This is a genomic window from Nostoc parmelioides FACHB-3921, assembly GCF_014696625.1.
In the GTDB taxonomy this organism is placed as follows: Bacteria; Cyanobacteriota; Cyanobacteriia; order Cyanobacteriales; family Nostocaceae; genus Trichormus; species Trichormus parmelioides.
Map to the genome: position 1 here is coordinate 22632 of NZ_JACJQL010000041.1, position 19207 is coordinate 41838.

The window sequence follows — 19207 nt, forward strand, 5'->3', positions numbered from 1 at the left end:
TTTTACCATACATTAAAACAAAAATCTCAATACATACTTTACTAATCATGAAGATGTGATAAAATATAATTAGAGAAGTTAAGTTCGGTGATACGTATCTTGTTTTTAGTAATAATCTCAAGCGGCTCTCCGGATAAACATCTCTGCATCAATGGATTCTGGAGAGTTTCATGTCAATATACGTAGGGAATCTGTCCTACAGCGTCACACAAGACGACCTTACTAAAGTATTTTCCGAGTACGGTTCAGTCACACGCGTTCAGTTACCCACAGATAGAGAAACGGGACGTGTTCGCGGTTTTGGTTTCGTAGAAATGGAATCATCAACCGCAGAAGATGCAGCCATTCAAGCCCTTGATGGCGCAGAATGGATGGGGCGTGTACTTAAAGTTAATAAAGCTCGTCCACGGGAAGAGAAAGGCGCTCGTTCCGGTGGGGGTGGTTGGTCAAGAAACAATGGTGGTTACTAATGCCAATATTATTTCTTGAGAAGATTTAGTATTTCTTAAAAGCAAATCATCCCATAATCAGCAGATTAGTGATTCACTGATCTGCTTTTTTGTAAAATTTATGATGTCAATTCAAAATTCACTCATAGCCTACGGCTACTCTGCGGAGAACTCGTAGAGTAGTATGCGCCAAAAAAATTCAAAATATAGCTGTTGACAGTTGACAGAATTGAAATTCTTGTGTTGTCAGGATTTTATCTTGGCTTGATGTCCTAATCTATCTGGCTACGGCTATAGCTTTAAATGAGTTTGCTCAGGAGAAAATCAAGACTCTTAAACAACGACTGCTCACACTCAGGTGGATAATCGAAAGACTTGAGATGCTTTAGTCTAACCGTCAGTTCGCCATCCCAATTTCTCACGGTGCAACCGAAGTCATTGACTGCGGTGACAATAGTCTAGCATTCGCTTTTACCTCGCAGATTAAGATTGTCTTTGGCTAAGATTTGGCAATTACTTCAAATTAGCTTTTTTTTGTTGTGGAGAAAATCTCATTTTAGCAGCATAACCAAATCCTATACCCATCAAAATCCCTAACATTGTTGTAGGTTCGGGAACGGGAGTAAGTTCGACATTATCCACAAGTAAGGCTGAATTAACTGTGGTATCCCCCACATCAACCACACCAAATCCTAAAGTATAAGTTCCGGCTGTAGTGAAGTTATAAGTATAAGGTTGATATCCAGTTTCTTCAGCTAAACGAGAAAAAGAGAAGGTAGTTAAGGAATTAGTGTTAGCTAGTTGAGTAACACCAGTAATACTAAAAAAAGCAAAGTCATTGTAAGTTGGATCTGCTGGCACTTGATTTGTAAGGAAATTCCAGGAAAAAGTCAATTTATCTCCAGCATTGACAGTAATAACTTGCTTGATAGCAGAACCTTCCTCTGCTTCTAAACTTGTTAAGCTACCTGAAGATAACCCTAAGAAAGTTTCTAAAGCAGCGCTATTAATTCCTGTTGTATCTGCGAGTGTTTCTAGAACAGCTTGGTAAGTTCCATTGATAGGTGTTACACCAAATTCTTCAGCAGTTTCAACTGTAGGAGTTATACCCACATTTATATCAGTTGAACCGACGGTTTCCCAGTTGCTAAAATTACCTGTTTCAAAGCTGCCATTATTAATGGATATCGCGTGGACTTTTTCTTGATTAGTTATCAGAAAAGCAGTGGCAATGACCAGTGCTAAACTTGACCATTTCAACATATATTTCTTGTCCCTTTTTTGCTAATTTTACAGTTATTCAGTCCGAGAAATTGTCAAGATTGCACTAAGAAATCATTGGCTTCTAAAGTGGCATTGAGGTTAGCAAATATTCCTCCGTTACCTAATCCAGAAGTTGCTCCATTTTGGTTATATAGCAAGTTTTGTGTTGTTTGGTTATAGATAATTTTGGCATTGCTAATACCAGCAGTAGCAATTTCATCTACTGAGGCGACATTAATTATGGCAAATTCACTAGCTAATAAGCTGCTATTGACTGCACTTGTTAATGCTGTAAAGGAAGCTTTACTCAAAGCAATTTTATCTATTCCTTTACTGAAGTCGGTAATGGTATCGGTACCAAAGGCGGTATTGGTGAAGGCTGCTCCACTACCAAACAGGAATGTATCTGCACCTTCTCCACCAGTGAGGCTATCATTACCCGCGCCACCGACTAAGGTATCATTACCGTCACCACCAATCAGGGTATCATTGCCTGCTAAACCTTTGAGGATGTTGTTACCACTGTTGCCGGTGATGCTGTTATCTAATTCGTTGCCTGTACCGTTAATGTTGGCTGTGCCAGTTAAGATGAGATTTTCGACATTGGCAATGAGGGTGTGGCTGACTGAGGATTTGACTGTATCTATGCCTTGTCCTGCCGATTCTACTACCACATCACGGATGCTATCAACGATGTAGGTGTCGTTACCATCACCACCAACTAGGCGATCGCTTCCTGCACCACCATCAATTACATCATCACCATTTGTACCGTTGACGGTTTCATTACCAGATGTGCCGTTGATAAAGTTGAGGACGTTAAGAGTGAAGGTATCACTGACGCTGGCTGCTGCTGTATCGGTGACGGTGACGATGATATTGTATGTGCCGGATGCCGTATCTGTTGGTGTGCCGCTAAATGTGCGGGTTGTGGTATCGAAGGTGAGCCAATCTGGTAAATTTCCACCATTTTCTAGGCTGACAGTGTAGCTGAGGATATCCCCTGCATCTGTGTCAACAAAGGTAGTTTCTGGGATGGTGAAGCTAAAGTTGGTATTTTCAGTGGCGGTTTGGTCAGCGATCGCCACAGCCAAAGTAGGGGCATTATTAGTATCAGTGTCGGCAACTGTCAGGATGAAGATATCACTGATGCTGTCTTCAGAATTATCCCTGGCAGTAACTTTGATGTTCAGTGTACCGACATCGGTATCCGCAGGTGTACCGCTAAATGTGCGGGTTGCTGCATCAAAGGTGAGCCAAGTTGGTAACTCATCACCATCTTCTAAGGTGGCGAAGTAGGTGAGGATATCGCCTGCGTCAATGTCATTAAAGGTGTTGGCGGGGAATGTGAAGTTGAAGAGAGTGTCTTTGGTAGCTGTTTGATCAGCAAGTGCATTCTCTAAAACTGGTGCATCATTAATTGAGTTGACCGTGATGTTGAATGTCTCGTCAACAAACTGACTACCTGCTGTACCCCGGATGGTAATCTCTGCTGTACCTGATTGATTGCCTTGATAATCTAGGGTGAGTTGGTTATTGACAATCGTAGCTGTGACTATGCCTGTGTTGCTGTTGGCAAAGATGGATGTAGCGATCGCATCGCCATCTACATCACTGAAGACGTTGGTTAAGTCAATTACCGTGTTGTCTGCATCTTCATCAAGGTTGATGTCGGCGATCGCATTTTGAATTACAGGCGCATCATCAACTGGGTTAACGGTGACAGTGAAGATATCATCAATGAATTTTCCGTTAGCTGTACCACGTAGGGTAATTTCTGCTGTACCTGATTGATTGGCTTGGTAGTCGAGGGTGAGTTGGTTATTGACAATTGTGGCAGTGACTAAACCTGTGTTGCTATTGGCAAAGATGGATGTAGCGATCGCATCGCCATCTACATCACTGAAGACGTTGGTTAAGTCAATTACAGTGTTGTCTGCATCTTCATCAGCATTGACATCGGCGATCGCATTTTGAATTACAGGCGCATCATCAACGGAGTTAACGGTGACAGTGAAGATATCATCAATGAATTTTCCGTTAGCTGTACCACGTAGGGTAATTTCTGCTGTACCTGATTGATTGGCTTGGTAGTCGAGGGTGAGTTGGTTATTGACAATCGTAGCTGTGACTAAGCCTGTGTTGCTGTTGGCAAAAATGGATGTAGCGATCGCATCTCCATCTGCGTCACTGAAGACGTTGGTTAAGTCAATTACCGTGTTGTCTGCATCTTCATTAACCGTGATATCGACAATGGGGATAGTGACTGTGGGAGGCTGATCTTGGGCAATCTGTTGATTACCAAAGTCAATACCGCTAGCAGTTTGTCCAGAAGACAAGGCGACGGTATGAACAAAACTCAGGGAATTTGTGGCTGTACCAGAACCGTTATTTTGATTATTGTTGGGGTCAACGGGATCTGGATTAGGGGCGCTAGTGCTGAGGGTAAGAATAGCTTCAGCCAAGGCTAAGGCGTTAATTCGAGAATAGGTAGCCCCTGTATTGGCGACGTTATCATTTTCGTCATCGCCATCAATAATCAGGTCACCTGTTGTATCTAACAGGGTACGGAACTCAGTCAGAGTCAGTTCTCGTCCCAAGTGGGTTTGGGCGATTTGTTGTGCTAGGGTAGCAATACCTGCAATGAAGGGTGCAGCTTGCGATGTGCCGCCCATTGCAATGGTTCCGCCTGTAGCATTCGCGCCTGTAATCAAAATACCAGGAGCAAAGACATCTAGGAGTGGATGACGTTGAGAGAAACTAGCGATGCGATCTGCCTCGGTGCTGTAGTCTACTGCTCCATTGCTGAAAGTACCAGAACCGAAATCATTTGCCCAAACAGCACCAACAGAAATGGTATTGGGGTCGATCGCTGGATAAGCTAGTCCAGGGGTACTGTTGAAGGTGTAGAAACTGTTACCTGCCGCCGCCGAGATGATAATGTTTTGGGAAGCGATCGCTGCTAATTCATCCCCAATGCCATAACGAGCGTTGGTTGTCGTCCAGTTTTTACCATCTCCTAAAGAAAGGTTGACAGAGGCAATATTATATGATATTGCATTGTTATTTACCCACTGCAAGGCTCTTTCTAAGTTAGTAAAAGAACCAGAACCGTTGTCTTGGAATACTTTGAGGACAATCAGATTAGCATCAGGGGCGACAGCACTGGCGATGCTGGCAACGTGAGAACCGTGATTGTTTTTGTCGCTGGCGTTGCCGTCGTTGTTACCGAAGTCGTACTGGTAAACGATTTTATCGGCAATGCCATCATTATTAACATCAGTACCGAATAAGGGATGATTCAGGTCAATACCAGTATCAATGATGACTGTAGCGTAACCCTGTCCTTTGATGTTGGCAAAGCGAGAGTCTGCCCATAAGTCATGCAGGTTGATTAAGTCAGTGGCGGTAGTTTGACCAGAATTTTGTAGGGAAGAAGAAGCAATATTTTGAGCGGCAGCAGTGATGTTTTGAGGTTGCTCATCATCAAGAATAGTCACAGTGGCAATGCCTTGATTGCCAATTGATGCACCACCTGTGGGATTTGTCAACTTAATTGTAAAGTTTTCATTGCCTTCAACTTTACCATCGTTGCGGATGCGAATCGCATTAGGATTATTCAGCAGAGCATTTTCCACAGAAATGAGTTTGTTAGTCTCATTTTCCGCAAAAGTGATGGTGAAGGAAACATTGTTAAAGTCATTAGTGACGGCGGTGGGGCCGCATCCACATCCTTGAGCTGTACCATCAATCAAGGTCAGCGTAGCAGTGACAGAGCCAGTTGTATTACCTGTGCGAGTTACCCAAATTTCCGTGACTGCCCTACCGTCTTCTGTAACTGTGTAGTTAACGGCATTAAAGTTCAGCTGCACATCCCCACCTGAAGACGAAACCAGATCCAGAGAGGGAATAACTAGGGGAATATCTGCTGCGGTGGTAGTGATGTTGAAAGCAGGATAGGTTTGTTGCCATCCTTGCTGCATGACTTCAGCAACAGTGTAAATACCAGGGCGCAGGTTAATGAAACTGTAGTTGCCGTTAGCATCGGTGGTAACGGAGGTTTCCCCATTATCGAGTTGCCCGTTAGTGTTGGTGTCGAGGTAAATTGTCCAGTTAGCTAAACCGAGTTCCCCCGCATCTTTAACGCCATCACCATCCAGGTCATGCCATTTTTGACCAGTGATGCTAGCGAATTGATACAATCCAGCATCCACAGTCAAGTTAGCATTATCACCGTTGGCACTAAAGACATCGGTGATGCCAGTTGTCAAATTGGCATCGCTATCTACAGCGTCATTTGTGCCGCTATTTTGCGGGCTAAAAATGTAGCCATTAGTAGCTACAAATTCGACAAAGTAATCTCCAGGCGTGACATCAGCAAAGGTGTATAAACCATCTGCGTTGGTGGTAGTGCTGGCGATCGCTGCTGTTGTACCATTGGTATAAAGTCTGACAGTAACACCCGCTAATCCCGGTTCGTTAGTCTCTTGAATACCGTTAGCATTGAGATCCACCCAGACAAAATCACCGATAGTAGTTGTGCCGCCTGCTATTCGTGTAGTGGCATCGGCATTTGTGGGTACAGCTTCTTGATTACCTGCGTTGTCAGTAGCAACAGCGTAGAAAGCGTAAGTACTACCAGGTTGTCCTATATAAGTCGCTTCAGTCAGGGTTGTATTTTCTAACCAAGAAGTGAATTCACCTCCATTTTCGGAAACATAGATGGTGAAACCTGCCAAAGCAGAGCCGTTGCTCTCATCGCTACCAGACCAGCGTACTAGAAACTCTGGGGTTTCGCTAATCTCAGGCAAGGATGCCACGCTACTAGTTGGGATACCAACATCAATGGTGTTGAAAATTGGTGGTGTGTCGATGGGTGCTTCTGTATCAAAAACAATTTGGGCAGCAGCATCAATTACATCACCTGTCTCGATTGTCCGTTTGGTGCGGACGGTATAACTAACAAAACCTTCACCTGCGCCATCGGCATTATTGACTGGCAAGAAACCTGCCTGAGCATCGAGGGGGGCTTCACCAGTAGCAGGGTCAACACTGGCAATCCGCCAAGTAGCTAATCCGGTGATCACATCAATAGCAACAGAGACATCGACGTAGATGCCGTAGTCTTCAGTTAAGTCGATGCGATCGCTAAAGAAAGGCCGATTTCCTGGCAATTCAAAGCGCAGATCGCCCCAGCCAAAGTCATCAACGCGGAAGGTGCGGAAGTCGAGGTCGGGATCAAGTTGCTGTGTAATTACCACTACTTGAGCTGGGGCGGAAGCATCAGCCGCGTTTTCAAAGCGGATTGTGTAGGGCAAAGCAGCTTGAGCATTGATCCAATTTTCTGCCCCGAATCCTTTTGGACCGAGTATGTCGTTAGGGTCTCTGGGAACGACAACTGGGGGATCATAATCGTCATCATCATCACAATCAGGATCGCCTTCTTTACACTCACAACATTCTTCAGGGGGTGTCGGTAAGGTGAAACTAGATGGTGTAAAGGTGGCTGAATCGCCGTTGACATTCAGAGTCCCGCTTGATTGAATAGCTGCTTGTTCTGGATTAAAGGCGATCGCTGTTGACCAGCCATTGTCATAAATGCTATAGAAGACCGTGGCATTAACTCTTTCAAGATTGGAGTCAGTATCTTCACTCCAATAAACTACCGTTTTGCCATTGATTTGACCAATGGTGGCTTTGTCGATAATTTCGCCTGTGACAATTGTTTGGGCTGTACTCCAACTCGTACCATCCCAGAAACTTGCCTTCAAGTTTTCAATGTCAGCTATGATGTGACTCCAAACCAACAGCACTTGACCATTAGCACCCAGTCCCAAGGTGGGAGTTTCGTCGGAACCGACGGCGGGATTAATTGCCACAGGACTAGACCAAGCATTGTTCGTATAGACAGAGTAAACAACATCTGTTTCTGTAATTGCAGCTACATACTCTGCTTCCGTAGAAGTGGGAGTAATATTGCTGCCATCTGCCATTGACCAGACAACTAGAGGATTGCCATTACCATCGAAGGTAATCACCGGATTGTTACTGAGATTTAAACTGTCTGGGATTTGGACTGGGGCGTTCCACTGAGTTCCATTTAAGGTAGAAACGAAAATTGCACTACCTTTTTGTGCGCTGGTGGGATCGAACTCCTTCGCCCAAGCCATCATCATTTCGCCGTTGGGGCCTGTGGCGATGGATGGCGGTTCATCAGCATACAAATCACTGGCGACATTGGCTAATACACTGGCGTTATTATCATCAAAGTAAGTGTTGCCTGTGCCTACGACTGAAGCGGGATCGTAAAGGAACTCTATACTTACATCGGCTGGGAGTCCGCTATCATCAGTTCCATCAGCGAAAGGCAGTAAATCAGTTGAGTTGGGACCCAATAAAGTCGGAGTGTAAACATAGCGGAAAAGGAACCCGGAGGGAGTACGAAAATCAATGCCTAGTTGTCCGTAAACTTCTTTAAGGCTGGGATTTGGTAAAATATCGCCTTTAGCACCGACATTGCCGTAAGCTTTGGCTTCATATTTCAGGAGTTTGGCTTTACCGTAGAGTCCAACCCGTGCATCATAAGTGATTGCTCCTGTGTCCGGCCAACGATATTCTATTGGTGGTGCTGAAGGTTTTGTCCATTGGACATTGCCACCCAATTGTACTAGGACACTGACTCCTAAATTAGCTTCAAATATGCCCAGTTGCCTCAAAGCTACGAGAAGGAGTGTCGCTGGTAAACCAATCGCAGGATTGGGAATGCGAGATACTAATTCTTCTATTTGCATCTCGTAGTCAGCACCAATGCCGACATTAAACCCTAAAGAAGCTTTCTTAAATTCGTAGTAACAATTATCTTCTGTGCCTTTAGCTGTCCACTCACCTTTGTAGTAAAGTTGCCCTTGCGCTTTGGTTTTTTTGGCAAACCGACTAGAAAATTCAATTTGAGCTGTGCCATCTGCTTGCAGTCTCAATTCACAAGCAACGTCATAACTGCCATTAGCTCTTAGCTCAGTCTTAAATTGGGCTAATTTTTGCAGGAATGCCCATTTTGGCGTGCCGTCAAATTTCCACCCCAGAGAGAAGGTTTGCGCGCCGGGACTAGCATCTAAGGTAGTCAGCAAATCCTCTAGGCTTAATGGTGATGTCCAGCTTAAGGATTGAGAGTCAACGTCAAATAGGTTGTAGTAGAGGTCGGTATCATCCTGAATACTGTCGTCAGATTTTTGGTAAACAACTAATCCCTGACCTTGATTGGTAACGACTACAGTGGGTCGAGAATCAGCGATCGCATCATTGGTAATGGCTACAGGTTCAGACCATTGGTAGCCGCCTGCTTGTTGCGGACGCGCGATCGCATAATAAATTTCTGATTGATTGAGATCATCTCCATTCGACCAACTCAGAATTAAGCCTGAGCCAGAACCATCAATGAGATTATTCGCTGCCTGCACGCTAAAGTCTTTACTGTTTGCTCCAGGAATTGGGGCAGCATCAATCCAGTCTGTACCATCGAAATAAGCGTGCCAAATTTCTCCATTGCGAGACCAGAACAGGTGCGGAGTTCCTGAACCATCTGTAATAAATGATGGTTTGGTGTCTTGTGCTGTCTCTGGCTCTATCTGTTCTTGCAAAGCGTAAACTTGGACACCATTTAAATCAGTGGATGGACTGATTGTATAAATTGGTGCATTCTGATCAGCGATACCATCTTGATTATTGTCAAAGGCGATGTTGTTGTTATCAGCAAACAAATCTGTCGCAATTGCTAACTGATATTCACCTGCGTCTAAACCATTAATACTAAAGTTACCCTGAGCATCGGTAACCGTTGAGCCACCAAGAATCAATTCGCCATTTACCAGTTGATACGCTGCTATCTGAACTCCTGTAAAAGCTTCGCCTGTGGCTGAATTCAACAGTTGACCGGAGAAAATCGATGTCGGTAAGATATTCGGATCGTCTTGATACAGGCGGCTAAATAACTCTTGGACATCCTGAATGGGTTCACCATCTGGGGAATAGCGGACTGATAGTTGATTGATGAATTGGACATAGTCACCCCAAGTTTCCCCAATGCGCGGCTGGATTCTGCTGAAGAAAGTATTCCACTCACCCACAGAAATATCTTCAGGACGGGCGGAAGCTCTTACTAAATCCCAGTTAGCTGTTGCTAAACTGTCAGCCGCGATCGCTCTGACATTAAAGTTAATGGGATTGGTCGAGCTTTGGAAGTAAACGGGAATATTGCCTAATTCGCCTGGATGTAAACTATTGGTAAAGCCTTCGCTAGTACCGAGTAGTTGCAGTACCCCAGAGTTGCTGAAATCATCAAAACTTAATCCTACAGGGGTATTTGTGGCACTTTCTAACAAGATTAAAGGTGCGATGCTATCAGCACCGCCATTGTTACCATAGTTAATGTTAAACAGATAGTTGCGACCGGGACGAACTGAGTCTGGTCCATCAATCTGCACGTTGATGTTAGCTGCATTATCGGCAATTACTGTTAGTGAGTCGTTGAGCAGGACTGTTTGGTTATTGCCTTTAGTGGCTTGCAGATCGTAGAGTCCCAGGAGTTGCTCATCGAGATTGAAGGTGACGTAAGCGCGACTAGAATTTTCTAGGAGGAATTGACGTGCTGCTATGGAATTGCCTGCTGCATCAATTAAGTTAAAAACTGTGTCTTGACTAAATTGCGCCCCTTGAATATCCAAGGTGACTAAGCCTGTATTGCCTACTTGATTATTTCTAATCGCTGTGATGGAGAAGGGAATTTCTTCGGCAGTAATGGTGTATGTTGGTGAACTTGTAACTGTATCCCCATAAGCTAATACATAATAAGTTCCTGTTTGCTCAATTGGGATGAGAATTTCGGGGTCGGTGGTGAAAGGTTCTGGGGTTGTCAAGTCAAATTGACCCCGACTAGGCATCACTCCCCGACGGACATAAAGTTCGTTAAAGCTCTGATCGTCTTGACTATCCAAGCGGAGGCGAATTGTTTGCCCGGCCGTAGCATTGAAGCGATAGTAAATCGATTGCCCTTGGGAGAGGGTATCGGTGTCTGCTACTCCCAAGGTGAGAACTTCTGCATCAATCACTACTTGATTAACAGAAACACCAGTGTTGTTGGTTTGATTAACTTCTGGTACTTGGTTGCGGATATCACTCCGCACGATCGCATAGTAGTTCCCCGGTGTGATTCCTGGGAGGGCGGCTTGTAACACGCCACTGTAACTAGCACCACCAGCCACATCGCCACTATGGAAGACTTGTCCAACTAGGGTATCGCCGATATCCCATTGGCTATCAGCAGAGATGTAAACTGAATCGTACCAACTACCGATTGCGGCATCTGTGCCTTGGTTGGTGATGGTGTAACCTATGCTGATGGACTCACCGGGAATACCATTGGCAGGTACGGTAATCTGAGTGACAACTAAATCTGAGGGTGGTGGCAGAATGACTTCCAGGGAGAAGGCATCAAAGCCAATATTATTGGACTCACCACTGCGCTCGTAAATTTGGTTACTGCCATCAGTGACCGCGAATACATAGAAGCGTCCCGTTAAACCTCGCGGTAAGTTAAAGGATGTGGTTTTAGTGTAGGATGCTCCGCTACCCAAGCTATTGTGATCTGTGTAACCAAGGAAGATATCGCTGTTACGGTCAAATATTTGGTCGCGGGAGAGGTAAAAGCCATCATACCAACTGCCAGTGGTGGCTGCACCGTTGTTAGATACCGTCCAAGTCAAACTGAAGAGTTGTCCAGCGATCGCACTGATGGGTGCATCCACTGACTGGATGACGAAATCGGGTACAGAGCTAAGGTTAATTGTAGTGGCTGTGGTCGCAGCCAGAGAATTGTTATTTTCTCCTGCACCTTCGATCACGCGGTTATCGCTATCTGCCTGCACGATGACGTAATATGTACCATTCAGGTCTATGGGCAGGTTAAAGTTTCTAGAACCAATATACTCGCCTGCGGCATTTAACGCCCCGGAGTGGAAGACTGCTCCCAAGTTGATGTCGTTACCACTCAATGCGGAGTCAGTAGATAAATAGACTTGATCGTACCAGTAATTACTATTAGTGTTACCTAGTCCAAAGTTTTTGACTGTCCAATTGATGGTAATTGTCGCACCCGATTGGGCAGTTGTCGGTACGGTAATTTGGGTAACTGTTAAGTCAGGGGTTTGGCGGTTAATGGTCAGGGGTTTGGCCGCACCAGTATTATTATTTTCGTTGCTGGCTTCATAAACGTTGTTAGCAGCATCTGTGACGACGTACAGTTGGTAATCCCCAACTAAACTAAAGGGGAGCGTCACAAATTCGTCACGGCTGTAGGTTTCCTCTGGATTTAAGATGCCTGTGCGGTTGAATTCACCCAAGATGATATCGTCTGCATCACCTAATACAGCGTCGGTTGATGCAACTATCCGGTCTGTCCAAGTGGTGATGATGCTATCTCCGAGTCCTTGGTTCTTCACCGTCCATTGTACGCGCAGGGTTTTACTTGCTTCGCCAGTTGCAGGTGCGGTAGTGGTAGTGACGACTAAATCAGCAGGACGGGAAACAATTTGCACCTGATTGTCACTGCTGAGAGTATTGTTGTTGTTATTCAGTTCAAAGACTTGATCGCCGCTATCTGTGGTGACGAAGACGTAATAGTTTCCTGTGAGTGTGTTGCTGAGGGTAAAGTTGGCTACGCCGTCATATCCTTGATCGGGTTCTAAAATTCCGTAGTGGTTGACACTTCCTAAACGAATGTCGGTGGTGGTATTGAGCTGATTGTCTAGGGAGAGATAAAAGGTATCTGTCCAAAAAGAGGTGTTAGCGGGTGTTTCCGTCGCTCCAAAATTGGTGACGCGGTAATTAATAATTAAATTGCCACCGGCACGGGCGTTATTTGGTAAGGCAATGGTTTCGATTTCTAAATCTGGTGGTGGTGTGAGGGTAATATTTGTGGCGATCGCATCATAACCAACGTTGTTGCCTTCAAAGGCGTTTTCGTAAACTTGGTTGTAATGGTCGGTACGGACAAACAAGTAATAATTACCACTCACACCAATGGGTAAATTAACTGTAGCGGAAGCATCGTAGCTGCTATCGGCACTCAGACTGCCATTGTGTAAGACTTCACCCAGGAAGCGATCGCCTGCATCTAAGGTTTCATCAGCAGACATGAAAATGCGATCGTACCAAGCGTTTTCTAAAGTGCGTCCTGTCCCCTCATTGGTAATTGTCCAACTTAAGGTCATGGGTTGCCCAGAAAATGCTCCCGATGGTGCATTTACCGTTGTCACCTGTAAATCTGGTGGTGGTGTCAAGTCGATATCTGTGGGACCGCCAAACCCAAAGTTATCCCCTTCGTTGCCAACTTCTGTAGCTTGGTTGTAGTAATCTGTCCTGACGAGGAAGTAATAGTTAGCATCAATGCCACGAGGTAAGGTGACAGTTAAACTATTGGAGTAACTTTCGCCAACATTTAAGTAGCTGGGATTAGATGCCAAACCTAAGAAAACATCAGTATCGTCAAAGGTGTTATCTAAAGAGAGGTAAATAGCATCGTACCAAATCGCTGCATTAGTCGCTCCATTCCCCGTATTGGTAACAGTCCACTGCACTACGGTATCTTGACTAGAGAAAGCGGTTGTGGGTACGGTAACGCTACTGACCTTGAGATTAGGAACTGGAGAGAGTTGGATTGTGAGATTTTGGTCGTCTGTGGTGGCGTTATTCGACTCGTTTTGCGTCCCTTCAGCAATATTGCCGTAATAATCTGTAGTGACAACAACTTTGTAATTTCCAGTCAAATCCAGGGGTATATTAATTGATTGCGATCGCTCTAAGGATGCTCCGGCGGCGATGCTACCAGTAAAGCTAAAGTAGCCTAAATCCCTGACAAATGCCCCATTACTCGCATTCACTAAATAAAGTCTATCCCACCAAGTTCCTTCTGCTGTGGCTGTACCTTGGTTTGTGACTGTCCAAGTAATATCTATGGGTTGTCCTGATAAAGATTCTACGGGGGCAGTAATATTACTGACTACTAAATCGGGGGCATTGAGACTAATCTCGACAATGCGAGTATTGTTGGTGTTATTAGTCTCCCCTTGGTTTTGTGAACCGTCGGCAACGAAGATGAGATAACGGTTGCCTGTAGCAAAATTCGGTAGGTTAATGTTGCGGGTGATGGTATAGCTACCGTTTGCTGCTAACGGTGTTTGGGCAGAAATAAATTCTTGCGTAACATAGGTATCGCTGTTGGCATCAAAAACTTGATCGTTAGACAGGTAAATATAGTCAAACCAGTCGGCTGATGCTGAAGTTGTGCCTTGGTTTTGGACTGTCCAAGAAACTTCTATACTCTTACCTACTGTGCCGATTGTAGGTGCAGAGGCATTAGAGACAATTAAATCAGGCGCACTTAAGTTAATCCCAACGGCACGGACATTATTATTTTCGTTGGTTTCCCCTTGATAATTATCCCGGTCTGCAACAAAGAGTAAAAACTGATTACCGGGGGTAAAATTAGGTAAGGCGACGTTCTTACTAATGGTGTAACTTGCACCTGCTGCTAAGGGTGTTTGGGTAGAGATGTATTCTGAGGTGACTTGAACATCGTTATTATCTAAGGTTTCATTACTGGAGAGATAAACGCGATCGTACCAATCTCTGGTGGCTGTACCTGTACCTTGGTTGGTGACTGTCCAAGTTAATTCTACAGTTTCCCCTAAAACTGCTGCTGTGGGGGCATTTGTGGACGCAACTTGTAGATCGGCAGCAGAAATATTGATTGCAACAGCCCGGACGTTATTGGTTTCGTCCGTTTCTCCTTGGAGATTATTCACGGAATAGCCATCATAGTAATATCTATCCGTGATAAACAGCAAATAGCGATCGCCTGTGGCAGTACTGGGTAGAGTAACATTCAAACTGGCACTGTAAGTCCCGTTAGCTGCTAAAGGAGTATTACTGCCTGCCCAACGATTGGTGAGATATTGATCACTATTATCAAAAATTTGGTCTGTGGAGATAAAAACGGAGTCGTACCAATCTGCATTTGCTGCTACCGTTCCCTGATTCGTGACATCCCAAGACACACTAAAGCTTGCACCAACTGTCACTGATTCTGGTGCTGAGGCGTTACTGACAATTAAATCCGGTGCATCAACACGGAGAGCGACAGCGCGATCATTATTACTATTGTTGGTTTCTCCTTGATTTCCTGAACCATCAGCACGGAAAATCAGATAACCATTACCAACAATGTTTGTTTGATTTGGTAGAGTAATAGTCTGAGTTTGGGTATAGCTTCCCCCTGCGGCTAAGGGTGTTTGAGAGGCTGCGGAGATTGTAGTAATAAATGTGTCAGAGGCATCATAAGTGTCATTACTTGACCAATAAATATAATCACTCCAGTCAGCAGGTGCAGCCACGTCCCCTTGATTAGTTACTGTCCAAGAAACACTAACATTTCCGCCTAATGCACCTGATTCTGGTGCCGTTGCTTGAGAGACGATTAAATCTGGTGTACCTATAGTGATTTGAACGGCGCGATTGTTATTATTTTCGTTGGTTTCACCTTGAGCATTGTTACCATCGGCACGGAAGATTAAGTAATAATTGCCGGCAGCGATATTGGGTAAGGTGATACTGGGGCTAATTGTGTAAGTTCCGCCGGCTGCTAATGGTGTTTGTGTGGTGATGGATTGGGAGGTGATGAAAGTGTCATTACCATTGCCAAAGATATTGTCAGTGGAAAGATAAACATAATCAAACCAATCCGCAGGTGCAGCCACCGTTCCTTGGTTTTTCACAGTCCAGGAGACATTAATTGCGCCGTTAACTATTCCTGTACTTGGTGCGGTTGCTTCTGAGACGATTAAATCCGGCGCACTAAAACTAATGGGACGAACGTAAATGTTATCTGCTTCGTTTGTTTCGCCCTGATAGTTGTTACTGTAGTAATATAGGTAGTCTGTGGCGAATATTAGGTAGCGATCGCCAAGGGCAACATTATTAGGGATGATAATATTGCGAGTATCTGTATAACTTGTTCCAGATGCAAGGGGACTTTTATCACTTTGATAGAAAGTGCTGATTATTAGGTCTCCACTATCTAAGGTTTGATCATTGGAAACATAAATTGAATCATACCAATCGGCGTTAGCTGGGACTGAACCATTATTGAGAACTGTCCAAGTAACTGAGACTGATTCCCCTAAAATAGCAGTACTAGGAGCAGTAGCATTAGAAATGGTTAAATTAGGAGCAGCAATATCAATGGCACGGACAGAAACATTATCGTTTTCGTTCGTTTCTCCTTGATAGTTATAGTTATCTGTTTTTAATAGTAAATATCCGCTTCCTATCGCTTGACCTGGTAAATTTACAGTCTGATTTACCGTATATGTTTCGTTTGCTTCTAGTGGCAACCCATAGAAACTATATATATATGACTCTGTAATATAAACATCATCACTATCGCCGAAAATTTGGTTTTTCGAGAATACTAATCTATCGTACCAATAAGTACTTCCCGTAGTTACTGAACCGTCATTTTTAACTGTCCAAGAAACATTAACACTTTGTCCCGCTATTGCTGTACTGGGTGGTGTGAAATTGGTAACAACTAAATTAGGAGCAGCAATATCAATGGCATGAACATACACATTATCGTTTTCGTTCGTTTCGCCTTGATAGTTATAGTTATCTGTTTTAAATAATAAATATCCGTTACCTATTGCTTGTCCTGATAAATTGAAGGTTCTGTTGACTGTATAAGTTTCATTCGCTTCTAATGGTAAACCATAGAAACTGTATATATATTCTTCAGTTAAATAAACATCATCACTATCCCCAAAAATTTGGTTTTTCGAGAATACTACTCGGTCATACCAAATGGAACTTTCTGTAGTTACTGAACTGTCATTTTTAACTGTCCAAGTAAGATTAATACTTTGTCCGGCTACAGCAGTTGTGGGTGCTGTGACATTCGTAATGGTTAAATTTGGTGCAGCAACATTAATTGCTTGGACATAAATATTATCAGTTTCGTCAGTTTCTCCTTGATAGTTATAGTTATCTGTTTTATAAAGTAAATATCCACTTCCTGCTGTTTGTCCTGATAATGTGATGCTAGTATTCACTGTGTAGGTTTCATTCACATCTAAGGGCAAACCGTACTGACTGTATATATACTGTTCATTCAGATAAATATCATCACTATCACCAAAGATTTGGTTTCGGGAGAAGACTACCCTATCATACCAATAAGAAATTCCTGTAGTTGCAGTACCATTATTGGTCACAGTCCAGGACAAATTAATACTCTGCCCTACTGTAGCTGTCGTGGGTATTGGAGTAGCATTGGTAATGACTAAATTAGGTGCATCTCCGCCAATCTCAATGGGAACGCTATAAACATTATCAGTTTCATCGCTTTCTGGCTGATAGTTATAGTTATCTGCCACAAAAAGTAAATAACGACTTCCCAATCCCAGATAACTAGGAATCGTTAAATCTATTGTTTGAGTATAGTTTGACCCTGTAATTAAATTATCAAAGTAATAGTTATTAGTCAGAAAAATATCAGATTCATCTAACGTTGTATCTTCAGATAAATAGATCGCATCATACCACCCTTCTAAAGTGGCATAATTACCATTATTTTCCACTGTCCAAGATACAGAAATGGTATCGTAAGCTTCAGGGTTGGAATTAGAGACAAAAGCATTACTGATGGTTAAGTTGGAAAGTCCTAATGTTTCCCAAATGAATGAGTAAGTATTGTCATTTTCTGAAGGAATCCATTGTAGATAATAAGTGCCATCACTGGGTAAGTTAGTATTAAACTCCTGTACATAGGGACTACTTTGTAGTGACTCTAATGAGTTAACTAAATTTCCTGCTGCATCATAAATATTTAGCGTCACAGGGTTTTCGGAATTACCAATTTCATAGGTAAGTCTCAACCGTTCTTCCCCTGGATTCACCGCTATTTGATACCAATCTTCATCAGTCAAGAGGAGATCAGTAAAATAATTTCCGGCTTGGCTGCTGATATCTGTAGCAGTTTCTAGTGTATCGTTATCTTCAAACTCATCAGTGATGCTACTGATTGCCTGTGTCTCCCAAGATAGATCGTAAGTATTACTAATCTGGTTAGTATTGGGATCGCTAAAGGGAGAGTTAATCTTTAAATAATAGTCTCCTGGTGCAAGAATTGTTTTAATTTCTCGCCGGAAATTATCTATAGTACCAAATCGATAAGCGGCTGAAGATATGAACGTACCATCGGAGTTATAAACTTCTAAATCTATGTAGCGGGAGTTAGTGGGAAAGGTAATAAAAGCAGAGAAATATTGTGCTGAAGCATCGACGGTGACTTTATACCAATCTTCATTGTCTGCATAGGAAATGCCTTCACCATCAATACTACTTAATAAAACCCCAGGCGATGTAGTTAAATCATAAGCAGTTGCTAAAGTATCATTCTCTTCATAATTATCATCGGAGGATGATTCTAATAGCAGATTTTGGTTGATGGTGTAAGTATTAGTCATCTTCTGTTTAGTGGCTGTGGTTGGGATGTTGTTGGAGAAGGGTTAAATAGTAGTTGCGATCGCTGCTCAAAAACTAACGACTGTAGATTCAAAGTCACAGGTATATTGACTTAAGAAACTGCCATTTGCATAAGCGCAGGAATAATGGCTGGCTGGTTCGCTAGATTCCTGTATATTCAAAAGTCTGGATTCAAAACAGAGTTATAGTAATAGCTAGTTCTTGATTTTCTAAAGCTTTGTTCATTAATTTTTATCGTTTTATATTGCTTGAAGTCCTAAATTAATTTGCAATAAAGGTTTTTAGGCTGCATTGACATATCTAAAGGTCATGCCAACTGATAAATTTAGCTAAGAATCAACATAAACACCCATAAAATAAATAGTGGCTTTTTCTGGTTAAAAACCCATTAAAAACTAATTAAAATTTGTAACTAAATTCAGCGCAAATTTAGTTACAAACAGATTCAAAGCCACGAATTATTTGACTCGATTTGCAATGAGGAAAATGATCATAAAGCCTTGAATTCTGTTGCGTTTTTTTAAATTCATACAAATACAGCTATCCTTTTAACCTGAGATTAAAAGCAAGCCGTAGTGAGTAACGTGGTTAATGTCAATAACAACTAACGTAGGGGAACAATAAATCAGCACAGCACTATGTCTACAAACATTTCTCAAAAAGAAAACTTATGTTTTGTGCGCGTATAAATACGCAAGAGCAATTAATTTTACATTATTGTGTAAAAATTTGCTTATACATTACTGTTACAGCTTTTACAAGCTGATTTTTTTGAATTTAGCCGAGTGCATTCAAAACTATTGCAATAATATAATGGGTGCATAAGTACAATCAATACATAGAATTATCAGAATATTTTATGTTAAAAAATGTAGCCTTATTAACTTCAAGATCAAGAAATA

At 42.9% G+C, this 19207-nt stretch carries 3 protein-coding genes; 1 reads left to right on the forward strand and 2 read right to left on the reverse strand.

Annotated features, from left to right (window positions below; all coding sequences use genetic code 11):
• Positions 1-170: 170 nt before the first annotated feature.
• A complete protein-coding gene (locus tag H6G14_RS22230) occupies positions 171-470 on the forward strand; it encodes an RNA recognition motif domain-containing protein (protein ID WP_190569712.1) in 300 nt (99 codons plus the stop codon).
• A gap of 492 nt (positions 471-962) precedes the next feature.
• Here the strand turns inward: H6G14_RS22230 and H6G14_RS22235 are convergent, their stop codons facing one another.
• Together H6G14_RS22235 and H6G14_RS22240 are read right to left on the reverse strand one after the other, a co-directional pair.
• Positions 963-1712 (reverse strand): PEP-CTERM sorting domain-containing protein, encoded by a 750-nt coding sequence (locus H6G14_RS22235; protein ID WP_190569714.1) that lies wholly within the window; start codon positions 1710-1712, stop codon positions 963-965.
• Between the two features lie 53 nt (positions 1713-1765).
• Positions 1766-18286: a CARDB domain-containing protein gene (locus H6G14_RS22240; protein ID WP_190569716.1), complete on the reverse strand. Its 16521-nt coding sequence runs from the start codon at positions 18284-18286 to the stop codon at positions 1766-1768.
• Between the last annotated feature and the right edge of the window lie 921 nt (positions 18287-19207).